Origin of the sequence: Pseudacidovorax sp. NFM-22 (genome assembly GCF_021401245.1) — a bacterium.
Classification (GTDB): Bacteria; Pseudomonadota; Gammaproteobacteria; order Burkholderiales; family Burkholderiaceae_C; genus Xenophilus.
Map to the genome: position 1 here is coordinate 107,357 of NZ_JACBFY010000007.1, position 15,415 is coordinate 122,771.

The 15,415-nt window shown below is 70.4% G+C and carries 16 protein-coding genes; 3 read left to right on the forward strand and 13 right to left on the reverse strand.

Annotated features, from left to right (window positions below; translation table 11 throughout):
- Positions 1 to 32: 32 nt before the first annotated feature.
- The 6 genes from L0984_RS23400 to L0984_RS23425 form a co-directional block, all read right to left on the reverse strand.
- A complete protein-coding gene (locus L0984_RS23400) occupies positions 33 to 650 on the reverse strand; it encodes a fumarate hydratase C-terminal domain-containing protein (RefSeq protein ID WP_234196749.1) in 618 nt (205 codons plus the stop codon).
- Between the two features lie 4 nt (positions 651 to 654).
- The gene (locus tag L0984_RS23405) at positions 655 to 1,524 is read right to left on the reverse strand and encodes a fumarate hydratase (RefSeq protein ID WP_234196750.1); all 870 of its coding nucleotides are present in this window, start codon (positions 1,522 to 1,524) and stop codon (positions 655 to 657) included.
- Positions 1,525 to 1,530: 6 nt separating this feature from the next.
- Positions 1,531 to 2,499: a Bug family tripartite tricarboxylate transporter substrate binding protein gene (locus L0984_RS23410; RefSeq protein ID WP_234196751.1), complete on the reverse strand. Its 969-nt coding sequence runs from the start codon at positions 2,497 to 2,499 to the stop codon at positions 1,531 to 1,533.
- A gap of 79 nt (positions 2,500 to 2,578) precedes the next feature.
- Entirely contained in the window at positions 2,579 to 3,556 is a 978-nt protein-coding gene (locus tag L0984_RS23415) for an NAD(P)-dependent oxidoreductase (RefSeq protein ID WP_234196752.1), read from the reverse strand.
- A gap of 9 nt (positions 3,557 to 3,565) precedes the next feature.
- Positions 3,566 to 4,453, reverse strand: a complete 888-nt coding sequence (locus L0984_RS23420; RefSeq protein ID WP_234196753.1) for an amidohydrolase family protein — start codon at positions 4,451 to 4,453, stop codon at positions 3,566 to 3,568.
- The gene (locus L0984_RS23425) at positions 4,450 to 5,022 is read right to left on the reverse strand and encodes a carboxymuconolactone decarboxylase family protein (RefSeq protein ID WP_234196754.1); all 573 of its coding nucleotides are present in this window, start codon (positions 5,020 to 5,022) and stop codon (positions 4,450 to 4,452) included. The genes L0984_RS23420 and L0984_RS23425 overlap by 4 nt, the downstream gene beginning before the upstream one ends.
- Positions 5,023 to 5,176: 154 nt before the next feature.
- Here L0984_RS23425 and L0984_RS23430 point away from each other — a divergent pair, with 154 nt between their 5' ends.
- Positions 5,177 to 6,055, forward strand: coding sequence for an alpha/beta fold hydrolase (locus L0984_RS23430; RefSeq protein WP_234196755.1), 879 nt, complete (start codon positions 5,177 to 5,179; stop codon positions 6,053 to 6,055).
- 52 nt (positions 6,056 to 6,107) lie between these two features.
- On the opposite strand, the gene L0984_RS23435 is transcribed toward L0984_RS23430, so the two are convergent.
- The 6 genes from L0984_RS23435 to L0984_RS23460 form a co-directional block, all read right to left on the reverse strand.
- A complete protein-coding gene (locus L0984_RS23435; protein WP_234196756.1) occupies positions 6,108 to 6,776 on the reverse strand; it encodes a GntR family transcriptional regulator in 669 nt (222 codons plus the stop codon).
- A 55-nt stretch (positions 6,777 to 6,831) separates the two neighbouring features.
- Complete coding sequence (locus L0984_RS23440) at positions 6,832 to 7,497, reverse strand: amino acid ABC transporter permease (RefSeq protein ID WP_234196757.1); 666 nt, start codon at positions 7,495 to 7,497, stop codon at positions 6,832 to 6,834.
- 5 nt (positions 7,498 to 7,502) lie between these two features.
- Positions 7,503 to 8,192, reverse strand: a complete 690-nt coding sequence (locus L0984_RS23445) for an amino acid ABC transporter permease (RefSeq protein ID WP_076506478.1) — start codon at positions 8,190 to 8,192, stop codon at positions 7,503 to 7,505.
- Positions 8,193 to 8,455: 263 nt separating this feature from the next.
- Positions 8,456 to 9,301, reverse strand: a complete 846-nt coding sequence (locus tag L0984_RS23450) for a transporter substrate-binding domain-containing protein (protein WP_076506476.1) — start codon at positions 9,299 to 9,301, stop codon at positions 8,456 to 8,458.
- 47 nt (positions 9,302 to 9,348) lie between these two features.
- A complete protein-coding gene (locus tag L0984_RS23455) occupies positions 9,349 to 10,281 on the reverse strand; it encodes an aminotransferase class IV (RefSeq protein ID WP_234196758.1) in 933 nt (310 codons plus the stop codon).
- Between the two features lie 33 nt (positions 10,282 to 10,314).
- Positions 10,315 to 11,094, reverse strand: a complete 780-nt coding sequence (locus tag L0984_RS23460) for an amino acid ABC transporter ATP-binding protein (protein WP_234196759.1) — start codon at positions 11,092 to 11,094, stop codon at positions 10,315 to 10,317.
- Between the two features lie 292 nt (positions 11,095 to 11,386).
- On the opposite strand from L0984_RS23460, the gene L0984_RS23465 reads away from it, so the two are divergent.
- Both L0984_RS23465 and L0984_RS23470 read left to right on the forward strand, forming a co-directional pair.
- Positions 11,387 to 12,553: an AAA family ATPase gene (locus tag L0984_RS23465; protein ID WP_234196760.1), complete on the forward strand. Its 1,167-nt coding sequence runs from the start codon at positions 11,387 to 11,389 to the stop codon at positions 12,551 to 12,553.
- A gap of 12 nt (positions 12,554 to 12,565) precedes the next feature.
- Positions 12,566 to 13,681, forward strand: coding sequence for a GGDEF domain-containing protein (locus tag L0984_RS23470; protein ID WP_234196761.1), 1,116 nt, complete (start codon positions 12,566 to 12,568; stop codon positions 13,679 to 13,681).
- Here the strand turns inward: L0984_RS23470 and L0984_RS23475 are convergent.
- The gene (locus L0984_RS23475; protein WP_234196762.1) at positions 13,599 to 15,344 is read right to left on the reverse strand and encodes a hypothetical protein; all 1,746 of its coding nucleotides are present in this window, start codon (positions 15,342 to 15,344) and stop codon (positions 13,599 to 13,601) included. The genes L0984_RS23470 and L0984_RS23475 overlap by 83 nt on opposite strands.
- Between the last annotated feature and the right edge of the window lie 71 nt (positions 15,345 to 15,415).

Sequence of the window (15,415 nt, forward strand, 5' to 3'; positions counted from 1 at the left end):
GGTGTGAGCGGGGGCGCATCGGCCCCCGTCGATCAGCCTCGGGCCGCGGCCATCTGCGCGACGATGGCCGCGCGCCGCGCCTGCACCGCGGCCTTTTCCTCGTCGTAGAGGCTGCGCCCGTGGGCGTCGATGCCGACGGTCGCGGGCCCCAGGCCCTGCACCTTCAGCCGCACCAGACGGTAGTGGGTGAGCATGTCGCGCCAGCCCACTTCCACCACGTCCTGCACCGCGTGCGAGAGTAGCGTGCATCCGCCGCCCAGGAAGGACAGGTACACGCCGCCGACTTCCTGCAGCGCCTCGGCCGAGGCCGCATCCAGCCCGCCCTTGCCGCCCACCGCATGCCAGCGGAAGCCGCGCAGCAGCCGCGGCATGAACGGGTTGAAGCGGGTGCTGGTCGTCGGGTTGAGGTACAGCACCTCGAAGCGTTCGCCCATGTCGCGGCTGAAGCTACCCAGGTGCATGACCGAGGCCTCCTGGAGCTGCATGGGCAGCGGCTCCTGCCCGTCCAGGCAGCGCAGCAGCCGCTCGTGCGTGGGCATGCCGGCGGTGATCACGATCTCGCCGTCGAGCGTGACGAGGTCGCCGGCGCGCAGGTTGCGGGCATCGGCTTCGGAGAGCGGAAAGCTCAGTCGGTGTTCGCGGACGGCCATGGCGTCACTCCAGGATCTCGACGCGGCCGTCGTTGAAGAGCCGCGCGCGGGTACGCCGGTTGATCCAGCAGTTGAAGGCCACGGCCACGGGCGTGAAGCCGTGACCGGCGCAGTAGTCCACATGCACCGCCATCGCGGTGCTGTCGCCGCCGGTGCCCATGGGCCCGAAACCGGTCTGGTTCACGGCCTGCACCAGGCGCCGCTCCATGTCGGCCACCATCGGCTCGGCGTGCGCCGTGCCGATGGGGCGCAGCGTCGCTTCCTTGGCCATCTTGGCTGCGTAGTCGAAGGTGCCGCCGATGCCCACGCCAATCACCACCGGCGGGCAGGGCTGGGCACCGGCCTGGATGACCGTGTCCAGCACGAATTCCTCGATGGTCTTCAGGTCGGGAAAGCTGAAGATCTCCAGCGCCGCCCATCGGCCCGAACCCAGCGCCTTGGGCGAGCAGGTGATCTCCACATGGTCGCAGTCGTCCACCAGGTCGAAGGTGACGATGGGCATGCCCTTGCCTCGGTAGCCGCGCTCCAGCGTCAGCGGATGCGTCACATGCGGCAGCAGCGGCGGCTGGATGGTGCCCACCAGTTCCGCGAAGCCTTCGGTGATCGCCCGGCGCAGGTTGCCGGCGAACTGTGCCTGCACGCCTACCTTGACGAAGTAGACCGGCACGCCCGCGTCGGAGCAGATGAAGTGCTGCTCGCGCTGCGCCGCCTCGGCACTCTGGAGCATGACGCGCAGCGTGTGGCGCGCGGTCTCGTTGCGCTCGCGCGCATCGGCGCTGCGCAGGGCTGCCTCGGTGTCCTTGGGGATGCCGCGCAGCGAGCGGTCGTACAGCTGCGCCGTGACCTGCTTGATGGTCGTGAATGCGATGGCCATGGGGAGTCAGTCCATCCGCACGCCGGCCGCCTTGGCCAGTGCGGTCCAGCGCTTCGACTCGCTGGCCACGAAGCTGCCGAATTCCTCGGGCGTGCCGCCGTTGACGATCAGCGCTTGGCTGCCGAAGAAGCTGGCGGCGTCGGGCGAAGCCAGCACGGTGCCGATGGCACTGTTGAGGCGCTTGACCACGGCCGGCGGGGTCTTGGCCGGCGCCAGCACGCCGTACCAGGTGGAGGCCAGCACGTTCCTGTAGCCGCCCTCGGCCGTGGTGGGCACATCGGGCAGGCCCTCGACGCGTGTCGGCGTGCCCACCGCCAGGGCGCGCAGCTTGCCGCCCTTGATGTAAGGCAGCACCACCGGCGCGTCGGCGAACATCACGTCCACCGTGCCAGCCATGACATCGGTGAGCGCCGGGGCCGCGCCCTTGTAGGGAATGTGGATCATCTCGGCCCCCACCTCGCGCTTGAGCAGTTCGGAACCCAGCTGGGTCGTCGTGCCCGGCCCCGCGCTCGCAAAGCTGACCTTGCCGGGATGCGCCTTGGCGTCGGCCACCAGGGCGGCCAGGTCGCGGTGGCGGCCGGTGGCCGAACTCACCAGCACCATGGGCGCGGTGGCGACGCGGATCACCGGTGCCAGGTCCCGCGCGACGTCGTAGGGCTGCTTGTCCATCAGGTAGGGCGCGATGGCGACGGCACCCACCGAGGCGAAGAGCAGCGTGTGCCCGTCGGCCGGCGCATTGATCACGGCCTGCGCACCCAGCACGCCGCCGGCGCCCGCGCGGTTGTCGATCACCACCGGCTGCCCCAGGGCCGCGCCGAGCTTCACGCCGAGCCAGCGGGCCTGGATGTCGGCCGGACCGCCCGCGGCGAAGGGCACGACCAGCTTCACGGGCTGGCGGGGGAATTCCTGGGCGCCCGCCTGCACGGCAAACAATGCGCCCGCCAGCGCCATGGCAGCGCCGAACCAATGCTTCATGCGTGTCTCCTGTGATCGTGGTCTGGCGGCATTCTGGGCAGCGCCTGCGCGCCGCGGTACCCCCGCGGCGTCATAGCTGCTATGCGGCGTCCAGCGCCTGCGGATTGACCAGGCCCGCGGGCCGGCCGCCCTGCAGGCGCGTCACCACGGCCTTCGCGGCCGCCATGGCCACGCGGTGCATGGCCTCGCGCGAGAAGGTCGCCATGTGCGGCGTGACCACGATGCCGGGCACGCCGATGAGTGGGCTGGTGCTGCCCGCGCCCTGCTGGCGCAGCACGTCGACGGCGGCCCCGGCCAGGTGGCCCGCACGCACGGCGGCCGCCAGCGCCGCCTCGTCCACCAGGCCCCCGCGCGAGGTGTTGACCAGGTAGGCGCCCGGCTTCATCCGCGCGATGGCACCGGCGTCCAGCAGGTTCGCAGTCTGCGGCGTCAGCGGCGCGTGCAGCGAGAGGAAGTCGGCCTCGCGCAGGGCCGTGTCCAGGTCCACGTAGCTGAGGCCCAGGCGGTGCGCCAGGTCCTCGTCGCGCTTGCGGCTGACCGCGAGCACGCGCATGTCGAAGCCGCGCGCGCGCCGGGCAACGGCCTGGCCGATGCGGCCCAGGCCCACCAGGGCCAGCGTCTTGCCCCACACCTCGGTGCCGGTGACGCGCGTCCATTCCTGCTGCTGCACGCTGCCCGCAGCCGGAAGCAGGCCGCGCGCGGCGCCGAGCAGCAGCGCGAAGGTGAAGTCGGCCACGCTCTCGTGGTTGGTGCCCTCGGCGATGGTGACGGCGACGCCCTGCCGCGTTGCGGCGTCGAGGTCCACCGTGTCGTAGCCCACGCCCGGGCGCGCCACGATGCGCAGCTGCGGGGCGTTGGCCAGCAGCCGCGCCGAGACGGGCTCCATCGCGAAGATCAGGGCAGCGGCATCGCGGCTCTGGGTCAGCAGCCAGTCCTCATGCAGTGGAAGCGGCGGAGTCGCGAGTTGCACCACGCAGCCCGCATCGCGCATCAGCTGCAGCGCGGGCTCGCATCCCTTCACGGATCCTGCCGTGACCAGTACCTTGCCGAGGCTCATCCCGGGCCTTCAGCGGTAGAGCCGCTCGGGGTTGTCGATCAGCACGCGCTGCACGAGCGCGTCGTTGCCGGCCCAGGCCATGAACATGTCCAGCAACTGTGTGGCGTCCGGCACCGGGTTCACGCGCAGGTGGGGCCAGTCGCTGCCCCACACCAGCTGCTGCGGATTTGCTTCGAGCATCTTCTGCTGGAAGGCACGGCCCGCGTCCCAGTCGGCCTCGTTCAGCAGGTTGCGGTACGCGCACAGCTTGACCCAGACCTTGCCGCTGGCGAGCAGATCCAGCAGCACGCGGAAGCCCGGCTCGTCGACGCCGGCCTTCGCATCGAAGCCGCCCATGTGGTCGATCACCACCGGCACGGGCAGGTCCTGCAGCGCGTCGGCAATCGCCGGGAGGGCCTGGCAGTCGGTCCAGAGTTCGGCATGCAACCCCGCATCGGCGAGCGCGGGCGCCAGGGCGCGCAGGTCGTCGAAGGAGGCACTGCCGCTGAAGTTGGCGCCGGCGCCGCTGCGATGACTGAAGCGGGCGCCGCGCACGCCCCTGGCATGCAGATCGCCGAGCGGCAGCGCGCTGCCGGGTCGCACCACGACGACACCGCGCAGCGCCGGCTGCGACTGCAGGGCATGCAGCAGCAGCGAATGGTCGTCGCCGTAGGCACTGGGATGCACCAGCACGCCATGGCGAAGGCCGAGTCGTCGCAGCAGTGCCAGGTACTGCGGCTCCAGCGCCTCCGGCGGCGTGTAGCTGCGATCCGCGGCCAGCGGGAAGCGTGCGTAGGGGCCGAAGAGGTGGGCGTGGCAGTCCCAGCCGCCGACGGCCTCGGATGGCGCGCCCACCGCGTGCCGTGGCGCTTCGCCTGCTGGCCGGGCACTGTCGGGCGCGGCAGCGTCGGCGGTCACGACAGCGCCTCCTGCTGCGGCAGCGCGAAGGCCGGCGCCACGCCTTCCGGCAGTGGGATCTCGTGGCAGTTGAGCGTCATCGCCACCATGGTGTAGTAACCGATGAGCGCCGTGAGCTCGACCACGCCCTTGGTGCCGAAGCGCGCCAGCGCCTCGGCATAGGTGGCCTCGGACACCGAGCGGTGCCGGTTCAGCTCGACCGCATAGCGCCAGACAGCCGCGTCGTCGGGCGACATGGCGGGCGGCTCGGACTCGGCGAGCAGTGCCTCGATGAAGGCCGGCTCCAGGCCCGCCTTCTCGCCCTCGATGCGGTGCGCATACCACTCGAAGGGCGAGCGGCAGGCCCGGCCCGTCACGAGGATGGCGATCTCCGACAGCCGCGGCGGCAGCGAGGTGCCATAGCGCAGCAGGGCGCCCAGCGCCTGCCACTTGTCGGCCAGCTCGGGGTTGTGCAGGGCAGCGCGCAGCGGGCCCTGGATCCGGCCGCGCGGGCCGGAGACGACCTTGTCGAGCACGAGGCGCTGCGCCGCGTCCATGTTGTCCGAAGGGAAGAGGGGAATGCGTGCCATGGTGGATCGGAAGCTGTGTCTCCGGGCGAGGCTAAACGATCGAGACGCAGCGCAGAGACGCTGCACCGGCAAGCATGCTATGCGGCGATCTGCATGGCTCGCCCGCCGATGGCGGCCTATTCTTTGCAGACATCACAAGCAGGAGACAACGACCATGCCGGACCTCCATCGGCCCCTGCCGCGCCGCGCCCTGGTGCTGGGCCTTCCCGCCGCGCTTGTTTCGCTGCACGGCTGCGCCATGAACCCACTTCCACCTCAACGCCACCGCGAACTGCTGAAGAACGGCACGACCGCCATCGACGTCATCGTCGATGGTGATGGACCGGCCATCGTCATGCTGCCCTCGTCGCTGCGCGACTCCGAGGACTTCGACGAAGTCGCCGCATTGATCGCTGCCCGCGGATTCCGCGTGCTGCGGCCCCAGCCGCGCGGCATGGGCCGCAGCTCCGCACCGCCGCCGGGCATGACGCTGGACACGCTGGCCGGCGACGTCGCATTCACCATCGAGCGCCTCGGCGGCGGCCGGGCGGTCGTCGTCGGTCATGCCTACGGGCACTGGACCGCGCGCGTCACCGACATGAACCATCCGGCGCTCGTGCGTGGCGTGGTGGCGCTGGGCGCATCGGCCCAGGTCTTTCCGGCGGGCATGGCCGAGGCGCTGGCCATCGCGTCGGACCCGACACGGCCGGCCCCGGAGCGGCTGGCCGCGCTGCGGTTGTGCATGTTCGCCACGGGCAACGATCCCACGCCGTGGCTGCAGGGCTGGCATCCGGCGCTGCGCGCGGCCTACCGGGCCGCGGGCCAATCGCCCGCGAAGTCGGTGTGGTTCGGGCGCAGCCATGCGCCCATCTTGGACCTGCAGGGCGGGCAGGATGCGTGGCGCCCGGCTTCCACGCGCAACGAGCTGAAGGCCCTGCTGGGCGACAAGGTCACGGTACAGGTGATCCCGCACGCCGGCCATGCGCTCGTGCCCGAGCAGCCGCATGCGGTGGCCCAGGCCATCGCCGACTGGGCGCAGGCCCTGCCGACCTAGCGCGCCGCGCGGTCGCCGTGCTGGCTGCGGCAGGCGCGGCCGGCGTCGACGCTCAGCCGCCCGCCTCGAACTGAATGGTCGCCAGACCCCGGTCCAGGTGGATCTCCAGCTCCGCCAGCATCTCGTCCAGGCTGTCGCCCAGCGCGCAGTCGAGGAAGCGCCGGTGGTTGGCCTCGAAGTCCACCTTGGGCGCATGCGCGATCTGGCAGATGCCGAAGCCCAGCTGGATCTTCTGCGTCATCTGCTGCCAGAAGGCGGGCATCAAATGATTGCCGCAGCGCTCGTACACCAGGCCGTGAAAGTGCGCCTCGGCACGGATCTCCTCCGACAGGTCGTCGCTGCGCACGGCCGCGATCATGTGGTCGAAGCGGGCCTGCAACTCGCCCCGGAAGGCCGCATCGCGCAGCGGCCAGACACGGCGGTAGGCCTGGGTCTCCATCACGCGGCGCATCTCGTACACGTCGCGCAGCACTTCGGCATTGACCTCGGTGACGAAGGTGCCGGCATAGGGCCGGTTGGTGGCCAGGCCGCTCTCGATCAGCTCGCGGATGGCCTCGCGCAGCAGGCCGCGGCTCACGGCCAGGTCACCGGCCAGCCGGCTTTCGACCAGCTGCGTGCCCGGCGCGATGCGCCCGGAAAGGATGGCGCGGCGCAGCGTCTCGGCCACCTGATCGCGGCGGGTCAGCGTGGGCAGGGGCTCGAAACGGGGGATGCTGCTCATGGTGTGCGCGCGATTCTCGGCGAGGGCTCGATGCGGCTCGCGGGGTGCAAGGGCTTCAGGCCCGCAGCGCGAAGCGCTTTTCCAGCCGCGAGGCCAGGTAGGAGCCCGGGTAGATCAGGACGAAGTAGATCAGGCCCACGGCCGTGAGGATCTCCAGCGGTCGGTAGAAGGCGGCCGACAGCGCGCGGCCCTGGTACATCAGCTCTTGCACCGCGATCACCGAGGCGATGGAGGTGTTCTTGGCCAGCTCGATGCCACGGTTGGTGAAGGCCGGCAGCATGCGCGCCAGCACCTGCGGCACGATCACCCGGCGCATCAGCTGGGTGCGCGTCATGCCCAGCGCACGGGCGCCTTCCCACTGGCCCGCCGGCAGGGAGGCGATGCCGCCGCGGAAGATCTCCGAGCAGTAGGCCGAGGCATTGAGCACCAGCCCGCACAGCGCCGCCACCAGGGGCGTGAGCTGCACCCCGGTGAGGATGGGAAAGGCATAGAAGAACCAGATCAGCTGCACCATCACCGGCGTGTTGCGGAACAGCTCGACCCAGCTGCGCCCCAGCATCACCGGCACCCGCCGGCCCGAGCCGGTGGCCAGTGACAGCAGCAGGCCCAGCGCCATCGACAGCGGAAAGGCGATGGCCCACAGCAGCGCCGTCATGCCCACGCCCTTGAGCAGCACGGGCCAGTTCTGCAGCACCGGCGCGAAGTCCCACGAGAAGTCCATGCCGGTCACCTCGCGGTCGCGGAAACGGGCCGGGTGGCGCGGGTCAGCCGTGCCTCCAGCAGGTGCGCCAGCGTGCTGAGGACCAGCAGCGTGACGAAGAAGATGGCCGCCACCACGGTGTAGACCTCCAGCGGGCGGAAGGTGATGCTGTTGACCTGCATGGCCTGGTAGAGCAGGTCGGAATACGCCAGCGTCGAGGCCAGCGCGGTGGTCTTGATGAGCTCGAAGGAGCGTTCCATGAAGGGCGGCAGCATGCGCTGCAGGGCCTGCGGCAGCACCACCCGCCGCAGCACGGCCGGCGGGCGCATGCCCAGGGCGCGGGCGCCTTCCCACTGGCCACGGTCGATGCTGACCACGCCACCGCGGAACACCTCGGCATAGAAGGCGCCCGACTGGGTGGAGAGGGCGATGATGGCCGCCACGTACGGGTCCAGGCTCACGCCCAGTACCACGGGCAGCGCATAGAAGGCCCAGAAGAAGTGCACCAGCGGTGGCGTGTTGCGGTAGAACTCGGTGAACCACAGGGCCGGCCACTGCAGCCAGCGCGTCTTCGTCAAGCGCAGGGTGGCCAGCACGGCGCCGATGAGCACGCCCATGGCAATGGCCACGGCCGCGATGCGGAAGGTGCCGAGCACGCCCGTCAGCAGCATCTGGCGGTATTCCCAGACGGCGCCGAAGTCCCAGTCGTAGTTCATGTCATGTGTCCGTGGCGCTGCGCAGGAGCCGCAGCGCAGGCAGCAGGGTCAGTGGCGAGCATCGGAGGCCGCGCACCCGCTGGGCTTGGCTCCCTCTCCCCTCGCGGGAGAGGGCTGGGGAGAGGGGCCGCTGCGATGGCCGGAGGCACTGCGGTGGAGATGGGCACACCCCCTCTCCCCGACCCCTCTCCCGCAAGGGGAGAGGGGCTCTCTCAGCCTTGCCGGGTGGGGGCTCCATGCCGGCGATACCGCCATTGCCCGCCTTACTTCTCCAGCGACTCCTTGGTCACGCCGGGCATCTTGTCCGGATCCAACCCCTTGGTCTTGAGGTACTGCGCATACAGCGCCTGCGTCTGGCCTGAGGCGTAGAGCTTCTTGAACTGCTCGTCGAGCATGTCGCGGAAGGCCGGGTCCTGCTCCTTGCGCACGCCGGCGCTGGTGGCGATGGCGACCACCGGCTGCGGGATCTGCACGCTGCCCTTCTTGATCTTGGAGTACGCGATGGTCAGCACCGAGTGGTAGAAGCCGATGGCGTCGACCCGGCCGGCGTTGAAGGCGGCCACGGTCTCGTCGGTGTTGGTGAAGCGCTCGATCTTGGCGTTGGGCAGGCGCTTGGTGAGGTCGCGGTCGGTGGCGGTGCCCAGGGCCACGCCCACGCGCACGGTGGGCTTGTCGAGGTCGCTCCAGTTCTTCACGACCAAGCCGTCCTTGGCCAGCACACCCTGGGCATACCAGAGCATCGGCGCGGCAGGGAAGTCGATGGCGCGCTTGCGCTCCTCGGTGGCGTCCAGCACGAACATCACGTCGAACTGGCCCGACTGCAGGCCGGCCACGCTGTTGGCCCAGGTGGTCTCGACCGGCACCATCTTCACGCCGATGTTCTTGGCGATCTGCTCGCCCATGAGCACACCGACGCCGGTCCACTGGCCGGTGGCGGGGTCGCGGTAGTACCACGGGTCGCCCGGCGCCACGCCGATGCGCAGCTCACCGGATTTCTTGACCTTCTCCAGCGTCTGGGCCTGGGCCGGCACGCCGGCCAGCAGGCCCAGGCCGAGCAGGCCGAACAGCAGGCCGCGGCGGACGGCGGCAAAGCGGGACAGGATGTTCATTCGTCGCTCCTACGAGGGTTGGACAGGAAGGGGAGGGGTGGAAAAAGTCAGGCCGCCGGTGCCGTGATGTAGGCCTGGTACAGCTCGGCCAGGCGTTGCGTCAGCGGGCCGTAGCCCTCGGTGGGCAGGCGGCGGCCGTCGATGGCCGCCACGGGCGTCAGGCCGCCCAGCGTGCCGGTGACGAAGGCCTCGTCGGCGGCATAGACCTCCGCGAGCGTGTAGTCGCCCTCGTGCACCGGGATGCCGTTCTCGCGCGCCAGGCGCAGCACCGTGGCGCGCGTGATGCCGTTGAAGCAGTAGCGCCCGGACGAGGTCCACAGCGCGCCGCCGCGCACGATGAAGAAGTTGGTGGAGTTGCAGCTGGAGACGAAGCCGTTGGTGTCCAGCATCAGCGCCTCGTCGGCACCCACATGGATGGCCTGGATCAGCGCCTGGATGAAGTTGAGCCGGCTGTGCGAGTTGAGCCGCAGGTCGAACACGTCGGGCGTGCTGCAGCGGATGGTGCTGGTGTGCAGCGCAAGGCCGCGCTTCTTGGCCGCGACATCGACCACCTTGTGCTCGGCCACGCAGACCACGGTGGCGCTGCCGATGATGAAGCGCGGGTCCTGGTTGGGCGTCTTCTTGAGGCCGCGCGTGACCATCAGGCGCGCATGCGCGCCGTCGTGCATGCCGTTCACCTCGAAGGTGCGCAGGATCACGTCCTTGACCTGCTGCTTGCTCAGGCCGATGTCCATGGCGATGGCATTGGCGCCTTCGAACAGGCGGTCGATGTGGGCGTCGAAGGAGATCACGCGCCCGTTGACCAGGCGCACGCCTTCCCACACGCCGTCGCCGCAGACGTAGCCGGCATCGAAGATCGAGACCTTGGCTTCATTGCGAGGCACGAAGTCGCCGTTGAGGTAGACGAGCACCTGCTCGTTGCGGTCGTCGGCCCGGTAGGCCTGGGAGCTGGTGGCGGAGGCGGGGTTGGAAAGCTGCATGGGAGGAGGGCGCGGAATGAGGGAACGGCTGCTTCAGAAGCTGAAGGCCGTGAAGCGTTCGAGGAAGCGCTGCGTGCGCTCCTTGCGCGGGTGCTTGAGCACCTCGTCGGGGGTGCCGGCTTCGTAGATCAGGCCGTCGGCCAGGAAGAGCACCTTGTTGGCGTAGTGGTAGGCAAAGCCCAGCTCGTGGGTCACCAGCAGCATCGTGCGGCCTTCCTCGGCCAGGTCGCGGATGACGTTGAGCACCTCGCCCACGAGTTCGGGGTCGAGCGATGACGTGGGCTCGTCGAAGAGCAGCACGTCGGGCTCCATGGCCAGCGCGCGGGCGATGGCCACGCGCTGCTGCTGACCCCCCGACAGGTGGCCGGGGTAGGCGTCCGCCTTGTGGGCCAGGCCCACCTTGTCGAGTTCGCGCAGGGCGATGTCCCGGGCCCGCGCAGCGGCCATGCCACGCACCGTGATGGGGCCTTCCATCACGTTGCCCAGCACCGTCATGTGCGGAAACAGGTTGAACTGCTGGAACACCATGCCCACCTGCCGGCGCACCTGCGCCAGCTCGGCCTGGGTGTAGCGCACGGCATTGCCGCCACGCGCGTCGGGCCGGCCGATGGGGCGGCCCTTGAGCTCGATCCTGCCGGCACTGGGCGTTTCCATGAAGTTGAGGCAGCGCAGGAAGGTGCTCTTGCCCGAGCCGCTGGAGCCCAGGATGGCCACGCGGTCGCCGGGTTGCACATCGAAGTCGATGCCCTGCAGCACATGGTGATCGCCGAAGCGCTTGTGGAGGCCGCTGATGCGCAGGATGGGCTGGGTCATGAAGAGCGGAAGGATGGATCGGCGTCTGGCGAGAAGGCCGGCGGGGATTTTGTTGGATTGTCTAACAATCGACAGTCTGGTTTTCCCTTGCAGCATCCATGCCAGCCTGACCGTCATGCCCACGCAAAAAGGCCCGCGGCGCTTTCACGTCGCGGGCCTTCCCGGGTCCGAGGCCGCTGTTTGTCTGCAGATCGGCCCTGCGCGGCCCTGCGGGGCTCCGCAGCTTGGATCTGGCAGTTTTGCGTGTTTTATGGATTTCGACTAATTAGCCGATCTGGGTAAAATCGCCGAAATGACCTTGTTCCACCGTACAGCCCTGGCCGACCAGATGGCGCGGCAGCTCCTGCGTCCGGGCCTGCTCGACCAGGGCCTGCGCTCCGGACTGTTCCTGTCGGGCCTGCGGCGGACCGGCAAGACCACCTTCCTGCGGCAGGACCTGATCCCGGCCTTGGAGGCGCTGGGCGCTATCGTCATCTATGTGGACCTGTGGACGGATACGCGGGCCAACCCGGCCACGCTCATCCATGCGGCCATCCAGCGCGCGCTGGCCGAGCTGCAGACGCCCGCCTCCGGCGTGCTCGCGCGCCTGAAACGGCTCAAGGGCCTCGATGTCGGCGCCGCCGGCTTCAAGTTCGGCTTCCAGCTGAACGAGGTGGGCGCCAAGGGCGGCGTGACGCTGGCCGACGCACTGACCGAGGTGGTCGACAAGGCCCGGACCGACGTGGTGCTGATCGTCGACGAGGTGCAGCAGGCGCTGGCCGGCGAAGACGGCGCGCAGATGCTGCTGGCCATCAAGGCGGCGCGCGACGCGATCAATCCACGGCCCGGCACGCCCGGTCACTTCATCTTCATCGGCACCGGCTCGCACCGTGCGCAGGTGGTGGGCATGACGCTGCAGGGCCGGCATGCCTTCGCCGGCGCGACCTCGGTCGACTACCCGACGCTGGACGGCGACTACGTGGCCCATGTGCTGGACGGCATCGCCCTGGAAGGCGCCCGCGTCCAGCCCAGCCTGGCCGTGGCCATCGAGGCCTTCGACACGCTGGGCCGGCGCCCGGAAGAGTTGATCCGCGCTCTGCGCCAGCTGCAGCAGGCCGACCCGGCCGAGGCCGACCGCTTCCTGCCCGTCATTGCCGCCACGCTCAAGACGGCGGCCGCCGATGTGGAGCTGCGCAAGGTGGAAGACCTGGGCACCCTCGCCGGTGCCGTGTTCGACCGCGTTGCGCAGGCCGAGGGCGACGCCACCGGCCTGTTCGGCGCGCAGGCCCTGGCCGACTACACCGCGCAACTGGCCCGCGACGTGACGGCCGACCAGGTGCAGCGCGTGGCCGACGAACTGCGCGACGCCAACCTCATCATCCGCAAGGGCCACGGCATCTACGCCGTGACCGATCCCTTCGTGCAGACGGCCTGGCGCGAGCGCAAGGCGCTGGGCGCAGGGGGAGCTCCGGCTCGCTGACCCACGAGGGCCATGCCGGCCTCATCCTTTCCCACGCCCGAACGGCCGCTGCCGTTGCCCTACGAGAAGCCGATGCTCCAGCGCGCCGCCTCCGCCGCCGATCAAGAAAAAATCTACCGGGACCACACCCGCCAGCGTCTGCAACTCACGGCGATCGAAATGGGCCTGACCGCCGTGGCCGGCTCGGTGGCGGCGCTGCTGGCGCGGCTGCTGATCCCGATGCCGGAATATGTGGGGCTGCGGGTACTGCTGCTGCCGCTGACCGCGCTGTTCGCCTTCCTCATCGCGCGCGCCCCCTCGGTCCAGGCCTACGGCCTGGCCTGCATGGCGACCATTGCCACGGTGAGTTTCAACAGCTATCTGGGCGCGCTCGGCACCGACCGGCCGCTCATGTACTTCCTTCCCGCGGCGATCATCATCGCCGTCACCACCAGCTTCTTCTGGATCACGTTGGCGCAGTGGGTCGGCGGTTCGCTGGCCTGCTATGCCTTCTTCCTGCCTTTCGTGTTCGACCCCACGGCCAACCGGACCGACACCGTCTTCACGTTGCTCTATGCGGGCATCGCCCTCGCCACGGGCTTTGTCACCCACCGCCGCATCCAGGACTACCAGCGCCGCGCCTTCGACCAGGAATGCCGGCTCGCGGAACTCAGCGCCACGGACGCCCTCACGGGCGCCCGCAGCCGGGCAGAGTTCCTGCACCAGGCGGAACAGGCGGCCGGCCTGGCGCGCGAGACTGGGGCGCCGCTTGCCCTGCTGTACCTGGACATCGACCATTTCAAGCGGCTCAACGACAGCCACGGCCACGCGGCCGGGGACGCGGTGCTGCGAGGCATGGCCGGGGCGCTGAGGCAGGCCCTGCCGCAGCATGACGTGCTGGGCAGGCTCGGCGGGGAAGAGTTCTGCGTGCTGCTCCCGGGCCAGGAGCAAGCCCAGGCCGTGGCGGTGGCCGAGCGCCTGCGTCTGCTGCTCGCGCAGGTGCCGCGGCCCGATGAACGCCTGACCGTCTCTGTCGGCATCGCCGTGCTGCGGGCAGACGAATCCGTCATGCACACCCTGCATCGGGCCGATCTGGCGATGCTGAAGGCCAAGCAGTCCGGCCGCGACCGGGTATGCACGGCCGACTGAGGTGAAGCGCCTCCGTGCCCAGCAGCACGGCCCGCACCTCGTCCGCGAACAGATAACGGCGGCCATCGATCAGCACCGCGTCCGACCCGTCCGGGTCGGGCAGGGCGGCCGGCATGCCGTGGTCCCGCAGCGCCTGGGCGCAGCCAGCCCAGTCGCCCTCGCCTGACGGCGTGTTGAGCGAGGCCCAGGACAGCGTGCCCCGCACGTCGTCGCCGAAGCCATGCGGGGCCCGCCAGTCGGCGCCGTTCTCCAGCAGCAGCCGCGCAAGCGCCGCGTCGCCGCGGAACACGGCCTGGTTCAGGGCCGAGCCGTCGATGTCGCCGCCGCGAACTTCCAGCGGCCAGCCACAGGCCACCATGGCACGCACGGCGGCGTCGCAGCCATCGGCCGCCAGTTCCGGCAGCAGGCGCCGCTGCGCGTCGTCCAACCGGGCGAGCACATCGGGCTCGGCACGCTGGAGGGCAAGCGCGGACGGCGTGTCGCCACGGGCGCATGCGGCCACGAAGGCCTCGACCGTGTCGAGGTCGTCGCCGCCTGGACGCCCCGACGCGGCCAATGCCGGCAGCGCGGCGATCTCCGGCAGGCCGAAGCGCAGCGCGAGGACGCGGGCCGTCACACCGTCGGGCGTGCGCACATCGGTGCGCGCGCCGGCGTCGATCAGCGCCTGGACATGCGCCACCGAACGGCGCCGCCGGATCGCCCACAGCAGCGGCGTGCCCCATTCCGAGGTCGGCGGACCGGCCGGCGGCTCGTCCGGATCGCCACCATGCGCCAGCAGCAGTTGCAGGGCCTGCGGATCGTCGAAGTCGAGCGCGCGGTAGATGGCGTTGGTGCCCGCAATCGTGGCGCCGGCCTCCAGCAGCAGGCGGGCGCAGGCGGGGGTGCCGAGCGCGTGGTAGAGCGATTCGCCATCGTCCGGCCGGGCGCCCGCATCGAGCAGCTGCTTCGTCATGGCCGCGTCGCCCGCCTGGCCCGCTGCGCCGTACAGCGCCGACACGCGCAAGGACTCGTCCGGCGCGTCCAGCGAGGCGGGCGTCCACCGGCTGCCGATGGACTGGTTGGGCGAGGCGCCGCCGGCCAGCAGTTCTGCCACACAGGCCCGCAGGCCCTCCGCGAAACCGGGCACGCGCGCCAGGCCGGAATGGGTGACCGCCACCAGCGGCGGCAGCCGCAACGGGCCGCCGGGCCGGTGGACCCAGGACGGATCGCGTTGCATGGCGGCCCGCAGCGTCGCCTCGTCGCCGATGGCGCAAGCCAGCCAGGGATCGGCGCCGGCCACGAGCGCAGGATGTTCCGCCAGCAGCCGCGCCGCCACCGCGGGCCGGCTGGCGCCGTTGCCGCCGGCCACATCGCCGGCATAGACCAGCCGCAGCCAGTGCAGCAGCGCCGCCTGCGGATCGTCGAGGAGCGCTCGCCGCGCCTCGACGAAGCGCAGCAGATCCGCCCAGTTGGCGAAGCCGTGCTCGCGTGCGATGCAGGACTGCGCATCGTGCAGCCGCAGCGACTGTGCCGTGAGGGCGGCATCGTCCCGGCCGCGCGCGGCGGGCAATGCCGACCGGAAGCGCTGCATCGCCGCGGGCGCGCCGCGCCGGTAGTCGGCCAGCAGGGACTTGGCCTGCTTCTTCAGATGCCCGATGTCGGGCCGGGGAGGGAGGGATTGCATGGACACCTCTGTGCATCGAACGCCGATGGCCCGCAAGACCGGCTGCACCCAAGGTGGTGAGGAGGCGGCAT